The sequence below is a fragment of the Alteromonas gracilis genome, from assembly GCF_043642145.1.
GTDB lineage: Bacteria > Pseudomonadota > Gammaproteobacteria > Enterobacterales > Alteromonadaceae > Alteromonas > Alteromonas gracilis_B.
In genome coordinates this window covers 131,132-146,878 of the sequence record NZ_JBHZRZ010000004.1, presented here as the reverse complement: position 1 = coordinate 146,878, position 15,747 = coordinate 131,132, and the positions used below count along the sequence as shown (strand labels likewise).

Below are 15,747 nucleotides of genomic sequence, written 5' to 3'. Positions count from 1 at the left end.
CCTCTCCTCAGGCCGGCAGCCGGGTTGCTCGACCCGGCTTTTTTGTGCCTGTTTGGCTGCGCTCGCATTTATTCTGAAGCTTCAACTTTTATTCTGAAGCTTCAACTTTTATTCTGAAGCTTCGCTGGGCTGAACATCTTCTTTTCGTTTAATGTCTACGCTTTCATGAAGTTCTGAGTACACCAATACGGCTTCACCTGATTTCAACCTGTCTAACACCTGCTGAACCTTCACGTCTAGCGCCACTTCCTCTTCGCCGTAGTCCGTTCCCTCGCGTAATACAAAAGCCTCGGCAAGGCTGTAAAGTGTCTCAGCCTCTAAGGCATCAATAGGAATAATCATTCACACTCCAGATAAAAATAGCGCTTAAGTTAAACAAACACGCTTAACGGCTTACATAGCTGCAGGTTGTATTAACCGGCAAAATGTCGCTAACAAAGCGTTTTACACGCTCGTGCAACCATACTTTCGGGTTTAATACCGACCCTTGCATAAACCCGACATGACCACCTCGCTCGCTGAGTTCTACCGTAACATTGCGCGCAAGCTCCTCTTCTTTTGGCACAATCAAATGATTCATAAAGGGGTCATCAATGCTATGCAACACAAGGGTGGGGCAGTGTATTGCGCTTAAGAAATGATAGGCGCTGCATTTTTCATAATAGTCTTCTGCATCAGCAAAGCCATGTAGTGGCGCTGTAACCTTCTCATCAAATTGCGTGAAGCTGGTGATGTCATCTACATCGCTTTTAGTTAGCTGAATCAGCTTGCGATAATCGATGTACTCCATTTTTTTACGCAATGTGCTTTTCATGCTGGTTAGCAAATACTTTTGATATACCCGAGAAAAGCCCTGATTAATTGATTTTGCGCACTCAGAAAGCTTAAGTGGAGAAGAGATAGCAACCGCGGCGTTAAGCCATTTTTGCGCGGGGTTTTCGCCTAGAAGCTTCAATAGCATGTTGCCACCTAAGGAAAACCCGATAGCCACCTTGGGAATTTGGGGAAATTTATCGTGTAGCCATTCTAAGAAAAAACTCGGATCTTCAGTTTCACCGCTGTGATAGGCCCGCGCCTTAAGATTCGGCACTCCGCTGCAGCCGCGGTAGTGCATCATCACCACTTGCCACCCGTTCACAGATAATTGCGCCATCATATCGTTGGCATAGTGCGACCGAATACTGCCTTCAAGACCGTGAAACATTACTACAATACCCGAGGTCTCCTGAGGCTTTGGTCCCCACGCCACATCAACAAAATCGTCATCAGGCAGAGTTAGCCGCTCCATGTCATAAGACAAGGGTAAACGCTTTTGAATAAAACGCGGCCATATGGTTTGCACATGACGGTTTTTGGCCCACCTTGGCACCTTAAAGCTGCTTTTTATAATTTTTCCATGCGATAGCGCTGATTTACTCATTGTTTTTTCTTATTGTGTTTTTACGATAATTGATTAATCACAAGGCTTATAAGACGACGAGCTTCGCTGTTTTCGCGAAGTCCATATGCATTGATAAACGCCGCAATAGACGCGTTAAATACATTAGTAGACAGTGCTTCGGTTTGTCCTAAACGGGTAACCGACTGTTCATTAAACGACGCAACAATATCGCGCTGCTGCTGTCTTTCAATGTCAAGCTCTTGCGCTTTAAGCGCGTCATACGTTGCCTTATCGCCGCCTTTCTCAGGACTGGCTGCTTTGCGTTTTGCTCTATGACTTTGCAGTGCCCTTTCGGTTAGCGCAGATGCCCCCACAACGGCCTTGAGCTGAGGCAAATTTATAATGACATTATTCTCTAAACACCAACAAATCAGCAAGAGAACGTTTACATTAACATTGTGATTGTCTTGCAGTAAAAGGGCGAGAGGCGCCATATCCCCTTTGGTGTACCGAGAAACGCTATACTCCCAAAACGCGTTGTTTTCGATATTAGGCGTTGGCATTGTCATATTCTTCTCGTTTTAACTCTATTTGTTCTTGGGCATCTAGCCAGGCCATTTCCTCCTCTTCAAGCTGCTGCTTTAGCTTCGTTTGCTTGTCGAGTAAGCCCATAAGTTCGGCTTTTTTCTCTTCGCTATAAAGCGATGTGTCAGATAAAGACGCTTCCACTTCAGCCAAGGCCGCACTGCATTTTTCCATGGCTTTTTCGTGTTTATCTATGGCCTTTTTAAGCGGCGCAACGCTTTGCCTGAACTCAGCTTCGCGGCGCTTTTCTTCTTTACGGTCTAATTTTCGTTCTGGCTTATTCTGCAGCGTGGCATCTTGCTGCGCGTTTTTCTGGGCATCGATGTTGGCACTTTTCGCATCGCTATTGGCCTTGGCTTTCTCTGCCGCCTGTTGCTTTAAAATCCAGTCGCGATAATCATCTAAATCGCCTTTAAACTGCTCAACTTCACCGCTATCTACAAGGTAGAAGTCTTCACACACCGACGAAAGTAAGAAACGGTCGTGCGATACCAGTACCATTGCCCCTTCGAAGCCCTGCAAGGCGATATTAAGTGCGTGACGCATTTCTAAATCTAAGTGGTTTGTTGGCTCATCCAGAAGCAACAAATTAGGCTTTTGATACACAATTAACGCCAAAACCAGCCGTGCTTTTTCACCACCAGACATCGGCGCTACAGGGGCAAGTGCTTCATCGCCGTTAAAGCCAAAACCGCCCAGATAGTCGCGAAGTTGCTGCTCGGTGGCCTTTTCATCTATGCGCTGCAAGTGAAGAAGCGGGGTAGCGTTAGCATCTAAGGTTTCTAACTGATGCTGAGCGAAGTAGCCAATTTTCAGGCCTTTAGCCGTATTGAAAATGCCTTGCTTTGGTGCATGAACACCTGCCAAGAGCTTGATAAGCGTAGATTTACCCTGGCCATTTCTTCCTAATAAACCAATACGGCTACCGGGCACTAAGTTAAGTTTCACCTGCTGCAACACGATGTGATCATCGTAGCCCAACTGAACCTTTTCCATTTGCACAAGAGGATTGGGCAGCGCTGTTGGCGGTGCAAAAGAAAAGCTAAATGGGCTAGCCATATGGGCCGGCAGCAAAGTTTCCATCTTTTCTAATTGCTTAATACGGCTTTGTGCCTGCTTGGCCTTGCTCGCTTTCGCTTTAAAACGGGTAATGAATGAGTTTAAGTGCGCCACCTTTTGCTGCTGCTTTTCATACTCAATGTTTTGCAGGCGAATACGCTCAGCACGCTGCGTTTCATAAGACGAATAGTTACCTGTGTAGGTAATCAGTTTTTGTTGTTCTACACTAATGATTTGCGCCACTGTGTTGTCGATAAAGGCCTTATCGTGAGATATCAACAGCAACGTGCCTGCATAGCGTTGCAACCACTTCTCAAGCCAAATTACGGCATCTAAGTCTAAGTGGTTTGTGGGTTCGTCTAGAAGGAGCAAATCTGATGGGCAAAGCAGCGCTTGTGCTAGGTTTAGGCGCATGCGCCAACCACCTGAAAAATCCGTTACAGACGCGCTTAACTGGGCATTTGTAAAGCCAAGGCCCGACAAAATTGTAGCTGCGCGAGACTCTACATCATAGGCACCCGCCTGCTCTAAATGGCCATGAATTTGACCTATTTTAACCCCATCACCACTTTGTTCAGCGGCCGCAAGTTGAGCCTGCAAGTCGCGTAGATGTTTATCGCCGTCCACCACATAGTCAATGGCTGTTCTATCCGTTGCTGGCGTTTCCTGTGCCACACTTACAATACGCCAATCACTAGGTACACTGCAGTCGCCAGCATCTACGCTTAATTCACTGCGCAATAGCGCAAAAAGCGTGGATTTTCCGCAGCCGTTACTGCCGATGAGCGCCACTTTATGGCCCGGGAACACCTGCGCCGATGCCTCTTCTAGCAGCATTTTACGACCGCGCAGTAGCGATACATTGGAAAGCTTAATCATGAGTAACCTGTGATGGAACAAACTAGGGCGCGTATAGTATCAAAAACTTAAGGTAAAAGCTGATCAACACATACCAATTCAAGGTATAATAATGGCGAATTTGTTCAAAGGTGTATGTATGTCAAAACGTGTAAAACGCCGCTTCGTCGCTGGGGCTACCTGCCCAAAATGCCAAGCGTTAGATACTATCTCGTTATATTATGAAAATAACGTGGAAAAGCTGGAGTGCGTGGCGTGTGGGTACAATGAAGCGCAAACAGACGAAAAAGTCAGCGCTGCTACTCGTTCAAATGAAAACGTCATCGGTATTTTTAAACCGCACTAGCATTCCTACTCACTGTTAGGTAAATCTTACCTTTTTCTAAAGCAAAAACACGTAAGCTCTACATTTAGGTGTTTTTGCATGCCTCCCAACAGTACGCCAGACGTACGTTTACGACGCCATTCTAATTAAAAGCAGTACGGGTATAGTTCTTGTATCTGTAAGTCTTAAGGAGTGGAATATGAAACATGCCAAAAGACGAATCTGTTACGCGCTAGCAGGGTTATTGATTATGCTGGTTGCGTTTAGGCTTTATCTTCCTTACGCCGCAGCAAATTATATCAACTCTACGCTAAGCCAGTCGAAGAACTACGACGGTCGCGTAGGCGATGTGGATCTAATGCTGTGGCGCGGTGCTTATAGCTTAGAGCATGTGTTGCTTTATAAAGCGAATGGACAAGTTGACAGGCCTTTGTTTAAAGCTGATTACGTAGAATTTACGCTATCGTGGTCACAGTTATTTAAGGGCGCCGCCGTAGGGCGAGTTGTGGTGAATTCCCCTGAAATTAACTTTGTTGACGGAAACACTGAGGAAGAGAGTCAGTCAGGCAAAAACGAAAACTGGCTGTACATTGCTAACCAGCTTTTTCCGCTACGCATAGACAAGCTAGCTATTAATCAAGGTAAAGTTGCCTTTCACAACCCTGACACTACCCCTGCTATCGACATTGCGCTACACGATATCCAACTTGAAATAAATAATTTAGTGAATAGCGACAATTTATCTGACTCTCGCGTGGCCACCGCAAAAGCGAAAGGGCAAACCGCAGAGCAAGGAACCATCTCTTTAAATGCAAAACTAAACCCATCTACTAAAGCGCCCACCTTCGACATAGACATTCAAGCTGATAATGTAGGGTTGGTAAACTTCAAAAACTTACTCGATACTTACGCGCCCTTTGATTTAGAAGCAGGCACGTTGACGCTAGCGGCAGAAGTGGCGTCCAACGAAGGCAAAGTAAAAGGCTATATCAAACCTATTTTGCATAATGTAGAGGTGTTTTCGTGGAAAGGCGACATTGTGCGCGATGGCGATGGCTTTTTTGAGGGCAGTGTAGAAGCTATCTCTGCATTTATCACCGAGCTTTTTGAGAACCAAAGCGAAGATCAAATAGCTACCCGCATTCCCATTGAAGGAGACTTATCAAGCCCTGAAACACAAACTTGGGATGCTTTTATCGCTATTTTGAAAAATGCTTTCGTTCAGGCATTTAAAGGCAATGTTGAGGAAAGTATTGAGCTAGATAGGCTAGAAGACGTGAAAGGCGCAAAAAGTTAACGCGCCTTTTCACCATAGGCTTAATGTATTACTAACAACAGTAAGAAGTTAAGCAAGTTTAAATTGTGCAGCTATCGCCACAGTCGTTAGCGCCATCGCGCATGCCTTCAATTTCCTGACTTTCTTGTTTATCTTTTTCGGCCTGCTTTTCTGCCACTGACTGTTCTACTGAATCAAAATCGATGCTGTCAAACGCATCCATATCAAAATCGCTCATAAGTAACTCTTTGTAAATTGAAAACTCGACGCCCACGCTGGCATCTTTTTATTGATGGCGCACAGTATAATTCATGCTTGCTTCGAGGCTAAATGACGACTTAGCCTAACTCATAACAAGATGAACTTGTGAGAATGACAAAATCACGACAAAGGCCGATGCGCGCTAGTTCCAATACGTTAAAAGTACGCGAGACAATTAATAGTGCGGAGGCGGCGTTTCTTCTGATTGCCTAGCAATATTCGAAGGTTCGATAGACTTAACTCTATCGACAACGTGGCGTAGTTTGAAGGCCAGCTCGTCGAGCTGTTTTTGTTGCGATGACAGCGCGTCGTTCAACGCCTCTATCGTGTGTTCTTGAAATGCAACTTTGGTTTGCAGCTCTTCTATATAGTGATTGGCACTGTCTATTTGCTGCTGTAAGTGCTCAGCGCTTTTTTCTGTCATGTAAATTCTCTATTGTTCCCGTTGCCATTCTTCGGCAAGACCACTACTGCTTATAGACACTATATTACCATTGGGAAGGAAAGCGACGCCATAAACAACAGCGGTTGGCGGCGAAATTGTTTCTCTTGATGCAACCTGAATGGCTTGTACTTGTTCACCGCTTTGCAAGTCCCATAAATACACTTTTCTGGATGGCGACCCTGTTAACAAAAATTGGCCGTCTTTCGAAAACTCAGCATCGGTAAATATTTTTTGTCGGGATATAAACTTTAATGAAGTAACAGGCTGCCCAGACTGAACATTCCACACCTGTGACTTGCTTTGGCTATCGGCAGTAAAAGCAAAACGTCCGTCATCATCTAGCGCTACTTTTGTCACTCGAGTAGGATGGGTGAATGTATGAATGATTTGCCCGGTTTCGGTACTCCATAGATACGCGATGTAGTCATTGCCGCCGGTTAGAGCAAACTTACCGTTTGGTGAAATATCAATGGAGTTAACTTTCTCTTGATGCCCCAAAAATTCAAGGCGACGGGAGGTGCGAGGTTCAAAATACATCACCTTGCCGCTTGAACGGGCCACCAAAATTCCGTTGCCATTATTGGTAACCGCCACATCTCGAATGGAAGACTCATCAATGCGCCAAAACCCTTCTGGCTCTCCGGTTTCAAGGCTCCAAAGGGCAAAGGCCTCACGGTCTGCGGTAACCACATAACGCTTATCAGCACTAATATGTACTGACATCACCAAGTTGTTACCTTCGCCCTGATGACTCCAGTGGTATAAAGGCTCGCTTTGGCCCATACGCCATACGTTTACGCCATTATCAACACCAGATACCACTGCCAATGTGCCATCGGTAGAAATATCTGCGGCATAAGCCCCTTCTTCTACATGACGCCACTGCTGTATTGGCGTAGTATCAGGGACAGAACACCCCATGGAATTACTTATAAGTACGATGAGTAACACTATTCTATGGAACATTTGAGACCTAAACATAATCAAATGGGTTTCGCTTTGTAAACGCTAGGTTTAACATAGCATGGATCACGCATCTTTAACTATCGTGCACACTGCCTTGGATGCAGCAGTATAGACATAGACGCATGATGATAAAAATTTATGGAGACGTTTTTATGCAGAAGTCGCTCGTTGCCTTATCAACAATTGCTGCGCTAGGCCTTTTCGCTTGCCAGCCAAATACATCTGATGAGGCCGCTTCTACAAGCGCTGATAGTGCAAAAACAACTTCTGTTTCAGCAGAAGAAATGACAGATACGCAAAAACAAGCTTACGCTATGGGCGCAAGCATGGGTTTGTTTGTTAGCAGCCGTGCCGAACAACAAGAGCAGCTTGGCCTTACTTTAGACCAAGCAGCGCTACAACAAGGCTTCCAAGACGGTTTAAACGACACACTTAAATTCACACCTGAACAAATTCAACAAATTGCTCAGCAAGGTGAAGAAGTACTTCGTGCTAAGCAGCAAGAAATGGCAGAACAGGCCGCTGAGAAAAACATTGAAGCGGGCCTAGCTTATCTTGAAGAAAACGGAAAGAAAGAAGGCGTTGTTACCACAGAGTCGGGTCTTCAGTATGAAGTACTTGAAGAAGGCGAAGGCGCTAGCCCAGAAGCAACTGACATGGTTAAAGTACACTACCGTGGCACTTTGCTAGATGGCACTGAATTCGATTCTTCTTACAAGCGTGGCGAACCGGCAGAATTTCCACTTAACCGCGTTATTGCTGGTTGGACTGAAGGCGTTCAATTAATGAAGGAAGGCGCGAAATATCGCTTCCACATTCCTTCTGAGCTTGCCTACGGTCCTCGTTCAACGGGCGCTATTACCCCTAACTCAACGCTTATCTTCGATGTTGAGCTACTAGAGGTTGTTAAGCCAGAAGCTGAAACAGAAACAGAGTAAGTTTTTTACACTGTAAAAATGAGAAAGCCGACGCATAACGTCGGCTTTTTAGTTTTAGTGAGTCAGCGTGATCCTTGCTTACCTTTTCCCTACGAGCCAGTGGATTTTCACCACGCGCGTACCCAAATAGTAAAGTGGGTTATTCAATATGCTTGGTGCCTCGAATTACACTATTAAGCATAGTCTAAAGTTGCAGAATCACACGGTAAAAACACAACTTTCTTGTAACAATTTCGCCTTAAAAATTTCGGCTTAAAACTAAAGGTTTTAACGCTGAGGCGCACGTCGCCGTTCAGTATGCACCTTTAGTGTGGCGAAATGGTTTAGTAGCGAGTGCCCCACCTTGTACATGGCACAGCTCAAAATAAGATAGACCACTGTTTGTAAACTATTTAAGCGAACAACGATATCAAGAAAAGCATACAACAATAACATTCCACCACTCAAAAACAGCATAAAACCGATGATTGTCCCACTGGTTTGTAGCGGATCGTTTGCCGACCTTCGTCGGTTCAACACAGGTATTCTGTTGCGCATTTATATCCCCTAATAAACTGTATAATATTTATACTAAGACATTGTGTGAAAGGTTTATGTTCAATAATTATTCAACCTGTCGATTTTGTCACTTTTTAAGGCACAGAAAGATTGCGTTTTACCGCATTACCCACATAAAGTAGGGGTAATTAGCTGGATTATTTAAAGGACATTGTGAAAACACCGCTTATTACTCGAAAGGGCTATTTAAAGCTTAAGCAGGAGTTAGATTTCTTGTGGCGTGAAGAACGCCCAGAAATTACTCGCAAGGTTACTTGGGCTGCCAGTTTAGGTGACCGAAGCGAGAATGCCGACTATCAGTATAACAAGAAGAAGCTTCGAGAAATTGACCGTCGCGTACGCTATCTTCGCAAGTGCTTGGAAAACCTCAAAGTGGTGGATTACGATCCGCAACAAGAAGCGAAGGTTTTTTTTGGCGCGTGGGTTGAAATAGAGAACGACGCTGGCGAGGTAATGGAGCTTAGAATAGTTGGTTATGATGAAATATTTGGTCGAAAAGACTACATATCTATCGATTCACCAATGGCGCGTGCTCTACTTGGCAAAGAAGAGGATGATGAGTTTGTTGTTAAAACAGAAGCGGGATCAAAAGAATGGTGGATAAACCGTATTTGGTACGACGCAACAGACAAACTGTAGGCAACCAAATGCTCCGTTCAATTGCCTTTTGGTAACACAATGATCAGACGACTTCCCATACATGGCGGTGATATACTCGCCGCTCCTATTTTCAATACCAACGCTGTGTATATAAGCCTTTCACACACCGTTTATTCGCCATTGCCTAACGCGAATTTTTAGTACCTTAGAGCGACTTATGATTATCAATAAAATTGCAGATGAACTTAGCGTTCAACCTTCGCAAGTAACTGCCGCCGTAAAACTACTAGATGAAGGGGCCACTGTACCTTTCATTGCACGTTACAGAAAAGAAGTAACGCAAGGCCTTGATGACACGCAGCTGCGTACGCTAGAGCAGCGTTTAACCTATTTGCGCGAGCTTGAAGAACGCCGCGATGTCATTCTTAAATCTATTGAGGAACAGGGCAAGCTTACCAATGAGCTCAAAAGCAGCATCAGTAGTGCAGACAGCAAAACCACGCTTGAAGATTTGTACTTACCGTATAAACCGCGCCGCCGTACCAAGGGCCAAATTGCAATTGAAGCCGGCTTAGCACCACTTGCCGACGCCTTATTTAACAATCCTGAGACCGACGCTGAAAGTGCAGCAAGCGATTACATAAATGCAGAGAATGGCGTAGCCGATACCAAAGCTGCGTTAGAAGGTGCGCGATACATTCTGATGGAGCGTTTTGCAGAAGACGCGGCACTGCTGGCAAAAGTGCGCAAGTACTTAACTGAAAATGCTTATGTAAAAAGCACTGTCGTGCCGGGTAAAGAACAAGAAGCAGCCAAGTATAAAGACTATTTCGAACACAGCGAAAAGTACAAAACCGTGCCGTCTCATCGTGCACTCGCGATGTTTAGAGGTCGCAACGAAGGCATGCTTCACATTCAATTAGATGCCGACCCACAGTCAGAAGACAACGGCCCGTCTCACTGCGAGCATATTATTGCAAGCCACTACGACATTATGCACCGCGGCCGCGGCGCAGATGACTTTCTTGCGCAGGTTGTACAGTGGACATGGAAGATCAAAATTGGCTTACATATGGAAACTGAGCTTTTCAGCGCACTAAGAGAACGCGCGGAAGAAGAAGCCATTGAAGTATTTGCTAAAAACCTAAACGACTTGTTAATGGCAGCGCCCGCGGGGGCAAAAACCACTATGGGTTTAGATCCAGGCTTGAGAACCGGCGTTAAGGTAGCAGTGGTTGATAGCACAGGCAAAGTGGTCGCGACCAACACGATTTTCCCACACGCACCACAGAATCAGTGGGATAAATCTATGCGCACACTTACCACGTTGTGCAAGCAATACAAGGTAGATTTAATCAGCATTGGTAACGGTACAGGCTCTCGCGAAACCGACAAACTTGTTGGCGAAATGCTTAAAAATAATAGCGAACTTAGTGCACAGAAAATTATGGTAAGTGAAGCGGGTGCGTCAGTGTATTCGGCCTCTGAGCTTGCATCAAAAGAACTACCTGATCTTGACGTGTCAATTCGCGGTGCAGTCTCTATCGCTCGACGCTTACAAGACCCTCTGGCGGAATTAGTTAAAATTGAGCCAAAAGCCATTGGCGTTGGCCAGTATCAACACGACGTGAGTCAAAGCCAATTAGGAAAGTCGCTAGATCGTGTTATCGAAGACTGTGTAAACGCTGTTGGGGTTGATTTAAACACGGCTTCGCCTGCGCTACTTAGTTATGTATCGGGCTTAAACAAAACCCTTGCGCACAATATTGTGAACTTCAGAGACACCAACGGCGCGTTCCCTGATCGCAAAGCGCTATTAAAAGTTGAACGCTTAGGTCCAAAAGCCTTTGAGCAAGCGGCGGGCTTCCTACGTATTGTGAACGGCAAAAATCCACTTGATGCCTCTGCGGTTCACCCAGAAGCGTACCCCGTTGTAGATAAAATTGTCGATACCACCGCCGTAGCGGTTAATGACATTATCGGCAACACCGAATTACTAAAGAGCCTTTCGCCAGACACCTTTACCAGCGATGCGTTCGGTTTACCTACTGTTAAAGACATTCTTAAAGAGCTTGATAAACCAGGACGAGATCCTCGCCCAGAGTTTAAAACAGCTGCGTTTAAGGAAGGGGTTGAAACCATAAACGACCTTAAGCCCGGCATGATTTTAGAAGGTGTGGTTAGCAATGTGGCAAACTTCGGTGCGTTCGTCGATGTAGGTGTACACCAAGATGGACTTGTGCATATTTCGGCTTTGACTAACAAGTTTATCTCTGACCCACGTGAGGTGGTTAAAGCAGGTGATATTGTAAAAGTTAAAGTGCTTGAAGTAGACGTACCGCGCAAACGTATTTCTTTCACCATGCGATTAGACGATACGCCTAGCCAAAGTACAAATACAGGTGGAAACCCAAATGCCAACAAAAGCAGTGCGGGTAAAAATGGTGGTGCCAAGCACGCCAATAAAGGCCAAACACGCGGTAACCCAAGAACAAATGCGCGTTCAAACCAAGGTGGTGGCCGCAATAATCAACCGCAAAATAGCGCAATGGGCAATGCCTTTGCCGATGCGTTTGCTAAAGCAAAGAAATAAGTTTTAACCTTTGTATTCAACTAGGTTTAGCCTAGTGGTAAACATTGACGAAAAGAGATAACAAGGGGTTACCTTAGTGGTAATCCCTTTTTTGTGCACCACAATACTCCTCACTCTCGCCCAATAAGACACATGCAAAGAATTTTTTTGCCGCGTCACACCTTCCTTGTTTTTTACACTTTCACAGAACATGCTTCATAGAGCATACGGTTTTTGCTACATTAGCAAATGTGCATGGTAAGCAACCATGTACGTTGAAACACCGGAAATAATGAAAAGGTGTCGGTCACTCTTCCTCCGAAGTTCAAGTGTTGTTGATGTTTAGCGAGGGTTCAGTTGCGTCTTTGACCACTACCTTTTTAAAGGCAGCACTTTCGGATCACGAAAAGATTAAGCCTGTTAACTTGTGGTGTTATGCAGTTAAGGTCAACAGGCCCCAAATCAGAGGAAGATTTTATGAACTCGCCTGTCTCAAAAAAAATGCTAAAAGTAAGTGCCGATTACCCCGACCTTCGGGATCGTGTTTACCAACCTAACCTCACTCCTTTAAAGCCGTTTATCGACCCGCCGGGAAACCTTGTGATATTAGATCAAGGCAAAGATGGGGCATGTACGGGGTTTGCTTTAGCCGCAACCATTAACTTTATTTACCGCAAGCAAAGTCGAAAGCACACGGTTAGCCCATGGATGTTGTATGCCATGGCAAAACGTCACGATGAATGGTTAGGCGAAGCCTATGAAGGCTCTAGTTGTCGAGGCGCAATTAAAGGCTGGTACAACAGCGGCGTTTGTAACTACTCACTTACTGAAGATTTAAAGCACAGTAATGAGTTTGAAATGACACTAGCGATTGCGAACAACGCCAGTAATCACAGACTTGGCGCTTACTATCGCATTGAAAGAGAAATCAGCGATTTTCACGCCGCACTGAATGAAGTGGGTGTTATCTTTGTTTCAGCCAGAATTCACGAGGGGTGGAATGAAAGCGAAGGCGATGCGATAACCCTTAGGCCCGAACCCATGGGTGGTCATGCGTTTGCCATAGTCGGATACAACGATGAAGGTTTTTGGATCCAAAACTCTTGGGGAACCGATTGGAAGAAGTCTGGTTTAGCCCTGTGGCGCTACGACGACTGGGCGCTTAACGTTATGGATGCATGGGTTGTGCAGCTAGCACTTCCAATTTCAGGTACAGGCACTTATCACCAAGCCACACGTTCAATCGCTCAAGGCTTGTTCTCACGCTCTACGCCTCGGGTGAGTATTCAAGACCACTTCGTTCATTTTGACGATGGGCACTTCGATACAAAAGGCAAGTATTGGAGCAATAAAAATCACGTCGATGCCATCATAGAAAAGCTAGAAGAGTGTAATCACCGCCACGTCATGTTGTATGCACACGGTGGCTTAAACAGCATAAAAGCATCGGCAAAACGCATAGCCGCGATGAAAGACACATTTCTAAAAAATGACGTGTTCCCCATTCATTTTATGTATGACACTGGTATGTTAGAAGAACTTAAAGATATTTTAGGCTTTAAGAACAAAGAAGTGAGCGATAAAGTTGGCGCCTTTACCGATTACACTGACCGCATTTTGGAGTGGGCAACACGTAAGGTTGGCGGCGCTCTGTGGCGAGAGATGAAGTCAGATGCTTGCACGCCTTTTACTCGTGCAACCTCAGATGGCACCTACTTTTTAACCCGCTTGGCAGGTTATTTAAAAGACAACGCACACATACAACTTCATGTTGTAGGTCATTCAGCGGGCTCTATCTTCCACGCTCACAGTTTGTCGCGTCTGTTCAAAGTTGATGAAACACTAAAAGTGAAAAGTCTGCACCTTCTAGCCCCGGCTATTAGCTACCCTTTGTTTGAAAGTACGCTTGCACCTTTTATTGAAAGTAAGCAGATCGCTTCGACTACCGTTTACAACTTAACTGAAGCGTTAGAAAAAGATGATCACGTAGCGCGTATTTACCAAAAGTCACTGCTTTATCTCGTGTCTAATGCATTCGAATCTAAGTCGGGCATGCCGTTACTAGGTATGGCAGTATTCAATGAGCCTATTTCCAACGTAACGTTCAATTACAGTGAAGGTAAGAAAGGCGAGGCGACGGCTGCAACGTCTCATGGCGGTTTCGATGGCGACGTAGACACCATGAATTCGGTGCTCTCTGACATTGTTGGCGGCTCGCCTAAATACCCTTTTACTAAAGCAATTTTAGATTACTGATAAGCATGTTCAGGTTGTGAGAGCCCTTGTACGTAGCCCTTACCTAGTGAAGACATGCGGTAGTTGTTATAGGTAAGCGACTGCGTGCAAGCACACGCCAATGATGAAGTGCTTTCGTCTTGAGTTGAGGTTTTACGCTTAAGCTTCAACAATTAAGCTTGGAAAGATAGGCCTTCACGAGAGGGTGTGTAGGCTTGAAGGTAGGCGTTTTGAATGCGGCCAATTCGCGCTTGCATAAATTCAGACTCATCGCTTTCACGAGTGCCAGCGAACGTAGAGTTTGAATTTACGGATTGCGCAGTGAGCACGGAATCCTGTATAGCGCCAGGGCTCGTCTCGTTTGTGGTTGCGGAGTTTTCACTAACCCCAATATTGATTCCAGCATCAGCCCCCGTTTCTGTCACAAGACCGCTTTCTGCAGTGTCATTGGTGGTATTTACACCGTCGTTACTGCCATTATCGGGGGCTCGACTCTCTACTTGGGCTTTCGCTATTTCGCTGCGCGCTTCTGTTGCTTTTTGCGAGGCTTCGGCTGCCACTTTTAAATCTTGTGAAGACGGTTCAGCTGGCGCAAGTGCGGCAGCACGAACTTGCTCCATTTTCTTCAGAGTTTCTTGAGGCGTTTTTTCTTTAGAAACATCAATCGACACTTCACCATCGGTCACATAACGCTTATTGTCAGGCCCGGTGGTATATTCGTACCTTGGTGCACCGGCATATTGGCCACCCGTGGCTGCGTGAGCCTGCTCGTGAACCCTCACTTCTTGGTCTCGCGCTTTTAACTGTTCTATTTCAGCAGCATCTTGTTTCTCTTGCTGCTTTTGCTCAGCCTCTTTACGAGACTGCTGTTGATCTTGTGCGTTCTGTTTACCCGCACTTTCATCTTGGCCGTTGTCTTTAGCCTGACCGAATACGTTCTGAAACGCGGCTTGCAGCTCGGTTTGCACTTGTGGGCGGTCGTACGTGACAGGTGATGGCGGCTGGCCTGGGCTTTTTGCTTTATCAGCTTCAGAGCCTAGCCCTTTTTGAGACGCACCTTGTTCGGCATCGGAAGCTTGAGGAATAGTTTCTCGCTGAACATTATCTCTACGCGCAGATTCCGTATTGATGTTAGCCGTGGGGTAGGCTATTGCGTTGAGAATTGGCGTTACAATGTTCACCGTAATCGCTCCGGTTACGCTAACACGTCGATAATAGTACCAAGCATTTCATCTGCAACACCGAGTACTTTTGCAGACGCTTGGGCATTTCGTTCATTTACGTTTAACGCGATAAGGTCGTCAGTTAAGCGCGTAGCGCCAGACGTAGTATTATTTGTTGATGAAGTCGCAGCATTAGGTTGAACAGCCTGTACAGACACTTGCGACTCTTCAGCCGTGCGCTGGGCGATATTCGACGCGGCTTGTGCAATACCATCACTGGCATTTTGCAAACCGTACTGGCCTGCTAAAAACGCAGAACCTGCACTATTATCTATACTTGTCATACACTACCTCTACTCTCTCATGTGCAATTATTAACCAATTTCACACAAATGAAAAGTCGTGTATAACTCCGCACGGTTAAATCTTTGTCAGACGGCGCTTTTTATCTAACCAACTCAACCACACTTCGCTAAAAAGCGCCTCAAACCCAATTATTTACTTGCTTGAAGCGCTATATACACT

16 protein-coding genes are annotated in these 15,747 nt (G+C 45.5%); 6 read left to right on the top strand and 10 right to left on the bottom strand.

Annotation, left to right across the window (positions count from 1 at the left end; genetic code table 11):
• Positions 1-108 precede the first annotated feature (108 nt).
• From ACHUFN_RS10075 to ACHUFN_RS10060, 4 genes are read right to left on the bottom strand one after another with little or no spacing between them, the layout of a single operon-like run.
• On the bottom strand, positions 109-342 hold the full coding sequence (locus ACHUFN_RS10075; RefSeq protein ID WP_394222248.1) for a YheU family protein: 234 nt from the start codon (positions 340-342) through the stop codon (positions 109-111).
• Positions 343-385: 43 nt separating this feature from the next.
• Entirely contained in the window at positions 386-1,420 is a 1,035-nt protein-coding gene (locus tag ACHUFN_RS10070) for a hydrolase (RefSeq protein ID WP_394222247.1), read from the bottom strand.
• Between the two features lie 20 nt (positions 1,421-1,440).
• Positions 1,441-1,950 (bottom strand): TIGR02444 family protein, encoded by a 510-nt coding sequence (locus ACHUFN_RS10065; protein WP_394222246.1) that lies wholly within the window; start codon positions 1,948-1,950, stop codon positions 1,441-1,443.
• Positions 1,931-3,904: an ATP-binding cassette domain-containing protein gene (locus ACHUFN_RS10060; RefSeq protein WP_394222245.1), complete on the bottom strand. Its 1,974-nt coding sequence runs from the start codon at positions 3,902-3,904 to the stop codon at positions 1,931-1,933. The genes ACHUFN_RS10065 and ACHUFN_RS10060 overlap by 20 nt, the downstream gene beginning before the upstream one ends.
• Positions 3,905-4,022: 118 nt before the next feature.
• On the opposite strand from ACHUFN_RS10060, the gene ACHUFN_RS10055 reads away from it, so the two are divergent.
• On the top strand, positions 4,023-4,229 hold the full coding sequence (locus tag ACHUFN_RS10055; RefSeq protein WP_394222244.1) for a YheV family putative zinc ribbon protein: 207 nt from the start codon (positions 4,023-4,025) through the stop codon (positions 4,227-4,229).
• A gap of 178 nt (positions 4,230-4,407) precedes the next feature.
• Positions 4,408-5,505: a DUF748 domain-containing protein gene (locus tag ACHUFN_RS10050; protein ID WP_394222243.1), complete on the top strand. Its 1,098-nt coding sequence runs from the start codon at positions 4,408-4,410 to the stop codon at positions 5,503-5,505.
• Positions 5,506-5,563: 58 nt separating this feature from the next.
• On the opposite strand, the gene ACHUFN_RS10045 is transcribed toward ACHUFN_RS10050, so the two are convergent.
• From ACHUFN_RS10045 to ACHUFN_RS10035, 3 genes are all read right to left on the bottom strand, one after another.
• On the bottom strand, positions 5,564-5,722 hold the full coding sequence (locus ACHUFN_RS10045; protein WP_012520154.1) for a hypothetical protein: 159 nt from the start codon (positions 5,720-5,722) through the stop codon (positions 5,564-5,566).
• A gap of 198 nt (positions 5,723-5,920) precedes the next feature.
• Positions 5,921-6,169: a SlyX family protein gene (locus tag ACHUFN_RS10040; RefSeq protein ID WP_394222242.1), complete on the bottom strand. Its 249-nt coding sequence runs from the start codon at positions 6,167-6,169 to the stop codon at positions 5,921-5,923.
• Between the two features lie 9 nt (positions 6,170-6,178).
• On the bottom strand, positions 6,179-7,111 hold the full coding sequence (locus ACHUFN_RS10035) for a WD40 repeat domain-containing protein (protein WP_394222483.1): 933 nt from the start codon (positions 7,109-7,111) through the stop codon (positions 6,179-6,181).
• Between the two features lie 197 nt (positions 7,112-7,308).
• Here ACHUFN_RS10035 and fkpA point away from each other — a divergent pair, with 197 nt between their 5' ends.
• The gene (gene fkpA / locus ACHUFN_RS10030) at positions 7,309-8,094 is read left to right on the top strand and encodes an FKBP-type peptidyl-prolyl cis-trans isomerase (protein WP_394222241.1); all 786 of its coding nucleotides are present in this window, start codon (positions 7,309-7,311) and stop codon (positions 8,092-8,094) included.
• A 267-nt stretch (positions 8,095-8,361) separates the two neighbouring features.
• On the opposite strand, the gene ACHUFN_RS10025 is transcribed toward fkpA, so the two are convergent.
• On the bottom strand, positions 8,362-8,631 hold the full coding sequence (locus tag ACHUFN_RS10025) for a hypothetical protein (protein ID WP_394222239.1): 270 nt from the start codon (positions 8,629-8,631) through the stop codon (positions 8,362-8,364).
• 174 nt (positions 8,632-8,805) lie between these two features.
• Between ACHUFN_RS10025 and greB the strand changes: the two genes are divergently transcribed.
• From greB to ACHUFN_RS10010, 3 genes are all read left to right on the top strand, one after another.
• A complete protein-coding gene (gene greB / locus ACHUFN_RS10020) occupies positions 8,806-9,291 on the top strand; it encodes a transcription elongation factor GreB (RefSeq protein ID WP_394222238.1) in 486 nt (161 codons plus the stop codon).
• Positions 9,292-9,469: 178 nt separating this feature from the next.
• Complete coding sequence (locus ACHUFN_RS10015; RefSeq protein WP_394222237.1) at positions 9,470-11,845, top strand: Tex family protein; 2,376 nt, start codon at positions 9,470-9,472, stop codon at positions 11,843-11,845.
• Positions 11,846-12,301: 456 nt separating this feature from the next.
• Positions 12,302-14,080 carry a C1 family peptidase gene (locus ACHUFN_RS10010; RefSeq protein ID WP_394222236.1) on the top strand — a complete coding sequence of 593 codons (1,779 nt, stop codon included), beginning with the start codon at positions 12,302-12,304 and terminating at the stop codon, positions 14,078-14,080.
• 152 nt (positions 14,081-14,232) lie between these two features.
• Here the strand turns inward: ACHUFN_RS10010 and ACHUFN_RS10005 are convergent, their stop codons facing one another.
• Together ACHUFN_RS10005 and ACHUFN_RS10000 are read right to left on the bottom strand one after the other, a co-directional pair.
• Complete coding sequence (locus tag ACHUFN_RS10005; protein ID WP_394222235.1) at positions 14,233-15,240, bottom strand: putative metalloprotease CJM1_0395 family protein; 1,008 nt, start codon at positions 15,238-15,240, stop codon at positions 14,233-14,235.
• 14 nt (positions 15,241-15,254) lie between these two features.
• The gene (locus ACHUFN_RS10000) at positions 15,255-15,566 is read right to left on the bottom strand and encodes a hypothetical protein (protein WP_394222234.1); all 312 of its coding nucleotides are present in this window, start codon (positions 15,564-15,566) and stop codon (positions 15,255-15,257) included.
• Between the last annotated feature and the right edge of the window lie 181 nt (positions 15,567-15,747).